We start from the raw sequence: 10,326 nt of genomic DNA on the forward strand, positions 1-10,326 counted from the left end.
TTTAAATATAATTTATTCAAAAATATTCATACACAAAATATTGATGTGAGGAACTTTATGTATCAGAAAAAAATTTTAATTAGATTTGGAGAATTATTTTTAAAAGGAAAAAATAAAAAAGCTTTCATTAATACATTAAGACAATTATTACAAAATAAAATTAAAGACCTTTGCAACGTTCAAATGTATTTTAAACATGATTATGCTTATCTAGAATATATTTATGATGCAAGTTTAGAAAAAGAAATTCTTAAAAGATTATCTTATGTATCAGGGATTTCTTCTTTTGTTGTAGTAAGTCAAGCAAGTAGACAATTAGATGATATTGTTCAAAAAGCTTGTTTATTGTTGCAAGAAAAAATTACAAAAAATACTTCTTTTAAAATAGAAACCACTAGAAAAGATAAAAGTTTTGCTTTAAAAAGTTTGGAACTTACCCAACAAATTGCTCCTTTAATTTTAAAGCAGTTTGAAGGTAAATTAATAGTTGATGTTAAAAATCCTCAAGTTATTTTACATGTTAGTATTAGAAAAGAAAACACTTATCTTTATTTAAAAAGTGATGAAACTCAAGCTTTAGGAGGGTTTCCTGTTTCTTCTGGTGGTGGAGGAACTGTTTTGATGAGTGGTGGTATTGATTCTCCTGTAGCTGCTTATTTGGCGATGAAAAAAGGTATTACAGTAGAGTTATTACATTTTGAATCAAGCCCTTTAACTCCTTTAGAATCAATCCAAAAAGTAATTGATTTAGCTAAAGTTTTGAGTCGTTATGCTTTTGGTAATCAAATTAAATTGCATTTATTGCCTTTTAGATATTTGCAAGAAACAATTACTAAAACAGTTCTAGATTCTTATATCATTAATGTTATGCGTCGGATGATGTATCGTTTAGCTTCTCAATTTGCTTTTCAAAAAAATCATTTATGTTTAATTAATGGTGAATCAGTAGGACAAGTAGCAAGTCAAACTTTGGAAAGTATGCAGACAACCACTCAAGTAACGAGTATGACTATTTTAAGACCTTTAGTTACTATGGATAAAAATGAAATAATTAAAATAGCTAAACAAATTGATACTTTTGATATTTCTATTCGTGCTTTTCATGATTGTTGTACTCTTTATTTGCCTCAAAATCCCACCACTAAACCAACTATTCTAAAAGCTAAAAGAGAAGAGCAAAAAATAGATTATTTTCCCTTATTAAATGATGCTTTGCAAAATACAATTACTCTAAATATAGACCAACATTTGCAATTTAATATCTGTGATTATGGTTTTTTTGATGTAAAAGAAGCAATTAAGCATTTTTGCGAACAAAATCCAGAGCAAACAATTGTAAGTCAATATTAAAATACAAAAGATAAAAAACAATTCAATAAAATAATATTCAATAAAATAATATTTAAAAAGAGCGTAAAATGCAAATTAATTTTATATTTTTATGCTTTACTAATTTCATTCAAAGGAACATTTATGATTACATCGAAACAAAATCCTACTTTTAAAAAATTAAAAAAATTACAATTAAAAAAATATCGCGATTTATATCAACAATTTTTAGTATATGGTGATCATCTCATTGAACAAGCACAAAAAAACAACGCTGTTGTTACCATTTTTACTTCTAATGAGGAAAAACCAGGGACTTTTATTGCGCCTTCTTTGATGAAAGAATTATCTCAAACTAAAACTGTCTTTGAGCAAATGGCTCTTTGCAAACCTACCTCAGAGAATAATTTATTGTCTGATAAAATTTTAGTTTTGGATGATATTCAAGACCCTGCTAATTTAGGAGCTTTAATGCGTTCTGCTAGTGCTTTTGGGTTTAATCAAGTTTTTGCCAGTTTTCATAGTGCTGATTTTTATCATGAAAAAACTATTAGATCAAGCCAAGGTGCCTTATTTTCGCTTTCCTTAAAAAGAGGCAATACTAAATCCTTTTTAGAAGAAATTAAAGAAAAAAACTATTCTATTTTTAGTGCTTTTCCCCAAAAAGCCAATATTACTATGGAAGATGCTAAAAAATATCCTAAAAAAGTATTAGTTTTAGGAAACGAAGGACAAGGGATTTCTTTGGAAACAGAAGCCCTTTCTGATTATTTTGTAAATATTTGCACTCAAAATGTCGAAAGCCTAAATGTTGCAGTTGCAGGAAGCATTTTAATGTATCTTTTGTAATTACCAAAGATAAAAATTTATTGCAAAAAAATAAAACAATAAAATATCATAAAACAAATTATAAAATAAATAAAATAATAAAGAGGTTTAAAAATGAATATATTACATGATATTAATCCTGAAAGAATTACCAAAGAAGAGTTTATAGTAGTTATTGAAATTTCTCAAGGAAGTAAAAAAAAATATGAGATTGACAAAGAAACAGGTCTTTTGTTGCTTGATCGTTTTTTGACAACTGCTTTTCGATATCCGATTAATTATGGATTTGTTCCTTTAACTCATTGTGAAGACAATGATCCTTTAGATGTTTTGGTGTTATCTCAAGAAATCCTAGATCCTATGACTTTGGTAAAATGTCGTCCTTTGGGAGTAATTAAAATGATTGATAATGATGAATTAGATGAAAAAGTAATTGCAGTTCCTGTTTTTGATAAGTATTTTTCTCATTTACAAGATTTAAAAGATATGCCTTTGCCAATGATTGCAGAAATTAAGCATTTTTTTGAAAATTACAAAGCTTTGGAAAAGAAAAAAGTAGTTATTGAAGCTATACAAGATAAACAAGCAGCATTTAGTGCTATTGAAACAAGTCTTTTAACTTATCAAAAAGTTATTAAACCTTCTTTAAAGAAAGAAAAAAAGCAATAAAAACCTTCTTATATTTTTGCAAATAAAGTTTATTTGTGTTTTGCCTCCATATCATTTTTCAGTTTTAATAAGGCTCAATTGTAATTAAATTATTTCATTAATATTTGATTAAAATGTTTGAAAAGAAAAGATTTGACAATAATATTGGTGATAAATATACTGTACAACAAACTTATTTTTAAAAAAACTTACTAACTCAAATTTGATTATTGCATTTATTTCATTTTGCAAAGGAAAAGTTTAAATTATGAAAACAATTATCACTAATAAAAAAGCATTTTATGATTATTCTTTAGAAAAGAAAAAATATCAAGCAGGAATCAAATTATTAGGAAGCGAAGTAAAATCAATTAGAATAGGAAAAATTAATTTATTAAACTCCTATATTCATATCAAAAATGAAGAAGCTTTTATAGTGAATATGACTATTTTAAAATATCCTTTTAGTTGTTGTTTGGCATATGATGAAAATAGAACTAAAAAGCTTTTGTTGCAAAAACATGAAATTATCCAAATTAAAAACAAAATTAAAACTGAAAAATTGTCTGTTATTCCTTTAAAAGTTTATTTTAATAAAAATTTAGTTAAATTAGAAATTGCCTTATCTAAAGGTAAGAAACAACACGATAAAAGAAATGCTTTAAAAGACTTTGATGCTAAATTGCGTATTCAAAAAACATTAAAAAACTTTAATCAAAAACAATAACCCTTAACCCTTGTATTTTTTAATGAATAAAAAACCAATTTTAAAAATCCCCAACTTAAATTGCTTAATATTTTGTATTTTTTTGTAGTTTAACAATAATTTATAACAATTAAATTTTTGCAATAATAATGATACAAAATAATCAATTATTTTGTATTTTTTGCTTTTATGCAGATATCAAATTAGACAATAATTAAGGACACATGAATGAAAATTTCTAAAACTCGTTTTATTAAGTTTTTAAAAGTTTTAAAATATTTGAATTTTAAGTTTTTGTATCAAAATAAATCTCAGTTTCTTTTGGATTTTTCCAATGAACTCAAAGATTTAATTAATGAAGAAACTTATGCTAAAAAACTTGCTTTTTTACAAGAAAATCTAAGCGAGCAAGACGAATATCAAGCTGTTTTAAACCAAAAACATTTAAACATTATGCAACCTTATTACAAACAATTAGAGCTTTTGGTAGGTTCTTATTTGGAAAAACATTTTCCAGGAGAAGTTATTTTTTCTTTGGAAACTTATCAACAAAAAAAGTTTCAAATGAATAAACAAGGATATCAATTTTATTGTTTTTTAGATGGATATCAAGAAGACAAAACTACTATTCGTATTTTTGAAACTAAAACTACTACTAGCAAAAAATTCTTAAAATTGCAATTTGTAAACGATAACAAAGAAAAAATGCCCTTTTTCCATTATACAAGTCCTAACACCTTATCACCTTTTTGCAAGGGCTCCAATCAAGACAACCCATCTTATCAAAAAAAAATGCAAACTTTTTTTAATCCCAAATCACAAGAAGGAAAATACATCTATGATTTAACTTATCAAAGATGGGTAATTGAAAATAATTTAACTGAGGCACAAAAAAAGAAAAAAATAGAGTATTATTTGGTAGTTCTTAATTCGGATTATGTTTATGATTGCAAAAGTTGTAATGCGGCTTTGGATCCTAACTTGCTTACTTTTATTGATTTGACTTTGATTACACAACAAGGAACTCAAATATTAGAAAATGATGCCAATCTTTTAATTTCTTATTTGTCTTCAAAAACTAACAAGCCAAACGACACTTCTTCTTATTATTTGTTGCCTGAAAAAATCCTTCATTTTTATGAAAACATCCCTTCCAAAGACAGTATTTTTACTTATTTTTATAATCATTTAGGTTTTTTTGACTCCCAAAACAAACAAAAACACGAAACACAACAGTTAATTTTGCAACAATATTATCATGTTTCTGACATTCCTTTTGCTTGGTTGAATCGTTTTGATAACAAAGTGCAACAAAAAGTTACCCAAAAAAAGCTTCCTTATTATTGTTTTGATAAGATTAAAGCAGGGTTGCAAATTCTAAAATACCCTCTTTATTATTTAGATTTTGAGGCTTTTCCGTGTCCTTTTCCTAGATTTAAAGGCGAAAAACCCTATACTCAATCCTTATTTCAATTTTCACTTCACATCGAAAAAACCCCTGGTTTGTGCAACAAAGATAAAAATCACGTTTCTTTTTTGGCACCCGATCACGCCGATTACAGAAAAACCCTATTAGAAAAACTAACCAATGCCATTTTAGATGATGGAGGCTCCATTATTGTTTATCATAAAGCTTTTGAAAAAACACGCCTTCAAGAATTATCTTTGCTTTTTCCTGAATATTCCTTGCAAATCCAAAACATTATTGCGCGTATTTTCGATCTTAAAGACCTTCTAAAAGGCAGCAAAACTTTTTATCAAAACCTAGGATTTGATTCCGAACAAGCCGCAGGCATTAATTTTTATCATCCCCATTTGCAAGGTTCTTTTTCTATCAAAAAAATTACTCCTTTATTTTGCAATTTGAATTATCAAAATTTAGTTATTCAAAATGGTATTGAGGCTTTTTTAACTTATATTCAACTGCCTAAAATGTCTCCTTTGCAATTTCAAGCGCAATTTCAAGCCTTAGAACAATATTGCAAACAAGATACTTGGGTAATGGTAGAAATTTTGAAAGGACTTATCAGCCAAACCCAAAAACCTAATTTCTTATATTTAACTCCTAAAGATATTGTCCAATAGTCAAATTTATTATTTTTATCTCCTTTTTACTCACAAAATTCCTTAAGGATGCATAAAAAATTGTTATTTGCCTTGGGAAATGATATAATTATATTATGAGTTATTTTTTTTTCATCAAAAGATAAAAATGGTGCTTGTAACAAATCACTGTTTTTTTATTTTGTATCTGGTTTTAGTTGGTTGCGTTTGTTAATGTTAAATTCGCCCACATCTAACAAGATGCATTTACTAGGAGGTATCGTTTGATTAGTAAGAATTTTTTAAACTTTTAGATAAAATCGCTCAAGAAAGAGATTTAGATAAAGACCAAGTTATTGATGCTTTTGCTAAAGGATTGATTTCTGGTTGCAAAAAAAATCATAAAGTTAAAAGCTGTAAAATTGAGTTAAAAGAAGACAAAAGCGAAATTATTTTATATAAACAATTTTTGGTTGCCGACGAAGCTACTATGAGCACTATTAATTTAAAAGAGTCAACTCCCATTACTCTTGAAGAAGCCCAACAAATTAAGCCTCATGCCAAAATAGGTCAAGTAATTGATATTAAAGTTGATCCTAAAGATTTTAATCTATACGCTGTCAAAGAACTTAAAAATCAATTCAACGAAGAGCTTACCAAAAAGAAAAGAGAAAGCATTTATAATTTTTTCAAACAACAAGAAGGCAAATTAATTAGCGCTAAAATTATTTCGGAAAACGATAAATTTTATAATTTGGAATTAGAAAAAGAAATTACTACCTTGCTGCCTAAAAAAGAAATTGCTTCCAATAATGAAATGCAAGTAGGCGAAAGAATTCAAGTTTTTTTGTCAGAAGTAAGAAAAACTACTAAATGGCCTAAGATTTTTGTCAGTTGTAATCATGTGGGACTTGTAGTTAAAGTGTTAGAAGAAAATATTCCTGAAATCCAAGAAGGCATCGTTAAAATTGCAGGGGTTGCCCGCATTTCTGGCGAACGTACCAAAATTGGTTTATTGTCCTGCGACGCTCAAGTAGATGCCATTGGCTCTTGTATTGGCGAAAGAAGTAACCGTATTAAAAATGTTATCAAAATCCTTAAAGACGAAAAAGTTGATTTATTTGTTTGGAGCGACGATCCCCAAGAACTTATTGCAAATGCCCTCAAACCTGCTTCATGCCTTCAAGTTGTCATCAAAGACGACATTAACAAATACGCTCTTGCAATTGTTCCTGACGACCAATTTTCTTTAGCGATTGGTAAATTAGGTAAAAATGTTAAATTAGCAGTGGAAGTAACTAAGTGGAATATTGATATCAAAACCTTAGATCAAGCCCAAACAGAAGGATTAATTTAATTGTAATGACTGTTTTGCGAACTTGTATAGTTTCTAAAAAAATTCAAGATATCAAAAAAATGATTAGAATAAATAGCACTAAACAAGGAAAAGTAGCTGTTGATTTTAATTTAGCACTTCAAGGAAGAGGAGCATATCTAACTTTAAAACTTGAATATGTTATTTTGTCGCAAAAAAAGAAACTTTTAGATAAAAAACTCAAAACCAAAGTTCCTGAAGAAATATATCAAACTCTTTTAAAATTGATTGCTTTACAAACTTAGTAAACATTTTTATATTTTATTTATGCATTTTTCCATCTTTGAAATATTTTTTGTTCACTTCACACTTCACATTTTTTATTTTTTGCCCAATTTATTTTTTATGTTGCAATCTTTTATTTTCATGCATTAAAAATTATTAAAATTAAAGGAGGGATGTAAATGACCTTTAACAAAAAAACAAATAATGAAAATTCATCCAAAACTACCCCTAAATTATCCAAGGAAACGGATTTGCGAAACGATTTTGCTAGTAAAAACTATGTTTTTAATCCCCAAGACAAAGTTTTTCAAATCGCTCAAGTTTTTGGCATTACCAGTGCTGTTTTAATTAAAAAATTATTACAATTAGGACTTAAAGCAGATGTTAATCAAACCTTAGAAAAAGATATTGTTGAACTTTTAGCCAAAGATTACAATATTCAAGTAAGCGAACCCCAAGAAAAACACACCCCACCACAACTTCAACCGCAAACGCCTTCCCTCACTAAAACCAAACCCAACCAAAAACTTAATTTGCAAAAAAAATCGCCCATTGTAACTATTATGGGACACGTTGACCACGGTAAAACTACCCTATTAGATGCCATTCGAAAAACTCGTGTAGTTGATCAAGAATTTGGAGGCATTACCCAACATATAGGAGCTTATCAAGTTGAATACCAAGGCAATAAAATAACTTTTATTGATACTCCAGGACATGAAGCTTTTGATAAGATGAGGGCTAGAGGAGCTAAAATTACTGATATTTGTATTTTGGTAGTAGCAGTTGATGATTGTGTCAAACCACAAACCTTAGAAGCCTTGAAGCACGCCCAAAAAGCCCAAATTCCTATTATTGTTGCTTTAAATAAAATTGATAAACCCAATAATAACACACAACAAATTATGCAAGAATTATCTAGTTATGATTTGTTGCCTGAAGAATGGGGCGGCACTACTCCTTATATTGCTATTTCTGCTTTAAAAAGAGAAGGTTTGGAAAAAATATTAGAAATTATTCTTTTAGTTAGTGAAATCCAAAATTTACAAGCTAATCCCGATCAAAAAGCTCAAGGAACAGTTATTGAGGCAAGCCTTGATAAATCTTTAGGACTGGTGGCTACTTTTATTGTAAGTGATGGCAACCTCAAAGTAGGCGATATCGTCGTTGCTGGAGCTTCTTATGGAAAAATTCGTTCCATGGAAGATGAAAACAAAAAAAAACTAACCAAAGCCTTACCTTCGCAACCTGTGCGTGTTGCAGGATTAAAAGCAGTGCCTCAAGCAGGAGATATTTTTTACGCCGTTGCTAATGAAAAACAAGCACGCCAAATTGTAGCCGAAAAAAAATCCCAAACTAAAGAAAATTTAGCCAAAACCCTTTCACCTCTTAATTTAGAAGATATTTTACAAGACTTAGAAACCGAAAAACCGCAAGAACTAAATATCATTTTAAAAGCTGATACTCAAGGAAGTTTGGAAGCGCTTCAAGGTATGATTGCCAAAATTAAAGTATCTGATCTTAAAGTGCAACTTTTGCGCGCTGCTGTTGGCACCATTACAGAAACAGATATTGCTTTTGCCAAATCATCAGACAGTTTGTTAATAGGCTTCAATATCAAACCTGCTTCTTCCACACTCAAATCTGCTCAAAGACAAGAAGTAAAAATTACTATTCATAATGTTATTTACCGCATTATTGAAGATATTGAACAAAAATTAAAATCTATGATTAAGCCTACTTTTGAAGAAGTGGTTACTGGTAAAGTAGAAGTAAGAAAAATTTTTAATATCAGTAAAGTTGGCAATATTGCTGGTTGTTATGTGACACAAGGTATTGTCAATAATAGCGATTTTGCCAAAGTAATGCGCAATGATGAAGTTTTATTTAAAGGTAAAATTGCATCCTTAAAACATCTCAAAGACAACATTAAATCTGCCAAACAAGGTTATGAGTGCGGCATTTTACTTGATGGTTTTAATGATTTTGAAATTAATGATATAATAGAAACATCTAAACTAAGCAAAGTAGAGGAATAAAAAATGGTAACAACAGCTGAAAGATTGTCTAGTCTAATTCAAAAAGAATTGGTGTTAATTAATGATGTTATTCAAGACGAACAAATAGGATATATTAATTTAACCGATGTTAAAGTAACAAAAGACTTGTCTTTTGCTAATGTTTATTACACTATTTTAAGCGATGATCCAACTGTTTTGAAATTAACAGAAGAAACTATTGAACAAAATAAAGTTGTTATTCGGTTGGAATTAGCTAAAAAAATTAAAAATTTTCGTAAAATACCTGATTTAGTTTTTAAATATGATAAATCTTTATCTTATGGACGCCGTATAGAAAATATTTTAAAAGATATTAATAAATAATTCTTTCTTTGTTATTTGTTTCAATAATTTATATAAGAGATGCTTTAATAAAGGCGTCTTTTTTCTTTATTGGCGTTGGTATTTTGTTATCTTTGTTATTAAAAATAATTTGCGCACAAAATAAAAAAATTAAAATCACTTTTCTTTGTGCAATTCCAAAAAATAATGTAATTAGTAAAATAATTCAAATATATAATTGCAAAAATAAATTTGCAAACGGCTTTTGTTTTGCTTTTTTGCTTTTGCTTATCATAAATAATAAAATGAAATAATAAAACACAACAAAAAGAAAGGAAAAACGATGAAACTTATTGTAGGTTTGGGCAATCCAGGTACCAAATTTGTAAACACTCGTCATAATGTTGGTTTTGCTGTTGTTGATTCTTTTTTAAGTCAAAATAAATATCAAATCTTGAAGGAAGACAAAACCGCCCACATTTATCAAATTAATTTTAACCACCACCAATCATTATTGATTAAACCACAAACGTATATGAATTTATCAGGTGAAGTGGTAAAAAAAATTATAAATAAATATCGCATTAAGATAGAAAATATTTTAGTTATTGTAGATGATATTTATTTGGATGAAGGCAAATTAAAGTTAAAAATGCAAGGTGGTCATGGAGGGCATAACGGATTAAGGAATATTATTGATCGTTTAGGCACTAAACAATTTAAAAGGTTAAAAATAGGAGTAAGTTTAGATTCTTGCATTCCTTTGGATCAATATCTTTTAACGCCTGTCAATGCAAGCAGTCAAAAAAATATTTTAAAAAACATTAATA

9 protein-coding genes and 1 pseudogene are annotated in these 10,326 nt (G+C 28.2%); all 10 read left to right on the forward strand.

Annotation, left to right across the window (positions count from 1 at the left end):
• Window positions 1-57: 57 nt before the first annotated feature.
• The gene (thiI, locus tag OL66_RS01805; protein ID WP_034172231.1) at window positions 58-1,350 is read left to right on the forward strand and encodes a tRNA uracil 4-sulfurtransferase ThiI; all 1,293 of its coding nucleotides are present in this window, start codon (window positions 58-60) and stop codon (window positions 1,348-1,350) included.
• A 123-nt stretch (window positions 1,351-1,473) separates the two neighbouring features.
• Window positions 1,474-2,178, forward strand: coding sequence for a TrmH family RNA methyltransferase (locus OL66_RS01810; protein WP_011160519.1), 705 nt, complete (start codon window positions 1,474-1,476; stop codon window positions 2,176-2,178).
• Between the two features lie 93 nt (window positions 2,179-2,271).
• Window positions 2,272-2,826, forward strand: a complete 555-nt coding sequence (locus tag OL66_RS01815) for an inorganic diphosphatase (protein WP_011160520.1) — start codon at window positions 2,272-2,274, stop codon at window positions 2,824-2,826.
• A 247-nt stretch (window positions 2,827-3,073) separates the two neighbouring features.
• A complete protein-coding gene (gene smpB / locus OL66_RS01820) occupies window positions 3,074-3,532 on the forward strand; it encodes an SsrA-binding protein SmpB (RefSeq protein WP_011160521.1) in 459 nt (152 codons plus the stop codon).
• Between the two features lie 207 nt (window positions 3,533-3,739).
• The gene (locus OL66_RS01825) at window positions 3,740-5,596 is read left to right on the forward strand and encodes a DUF2779 domain-containing protein (protein WP_034172233.1); all 1,857 of its coding nucleotides are present in this window, start codon (window positions 3,740-3,742) and stop codon (window positions 5,594-5,596) included.
• Window positions 5,597-5,852: 256 nt separating this feature from the next.
• Window positions 5,853-6,911: pseudogene (gene nusA / locus OL66_RS01830) on the forward strand (transcription termination factor NusA); the annotation flags it as partial.
• A gap of 5 nt (window positions 6,912-6,916) precedes the next feature.
• Window positions 6,917-7,174: a YlxR family protein gene (locus tag OL66_RS01835; protein ID WP_011160524.1), complete on the forward strand. Its 258-nt coding sequence runs from the start codon at window positions 6,917-6,919 to the stop codon at window positions 7,172-7,174.
• A 159-nt stretch (window positions 7,175-7,333) separates the two neighbouring features.
• A complete protein-coding gene (gene infB / locus OL66_RS01840; RefSeq protein ID WP_034172234.1) occupies window positions 7,334-9,193 on the forward strand; it encodes a translation initiation factor IF-2 in 1,860 nt (619 codons plus the stop codon).
• A 3-nt stretch (window positions 9,194-9,196) separates the two neighbouring features.
• Window positions 9,197-9,538, forward strand: a complete 342-nt coding sequence (gene rbfA, locus OL66_RS01845; RefSeq protein ID WP_011160526.1) for a 30S ribosome-binding factor RbfA — start codon at window positions 9,197-9,199, stop codon at window positions 9,536-9,538.
• Between the two features lie 301 nt (window positions 9,539-9,839).
• On the forward strand, window positions 9,840-10,326 hold a 487-nt coding region (gene pth / locus OL66_RS01855; RefSeq protein ID WP_034172236.1), incomplete at its 3' end, for an aminoacyl-tRNA hydrolase.

It is taken from the genome of Chrysanthemum yellows phytoplasma (assembly GCF_000803325.1).
GTDB lineage: Bacteria > Bacillota_I > Bacilli_A > Acholeplasmatales > Acholeplasmataceae > Phytoplasma > Phytoplasma asteris.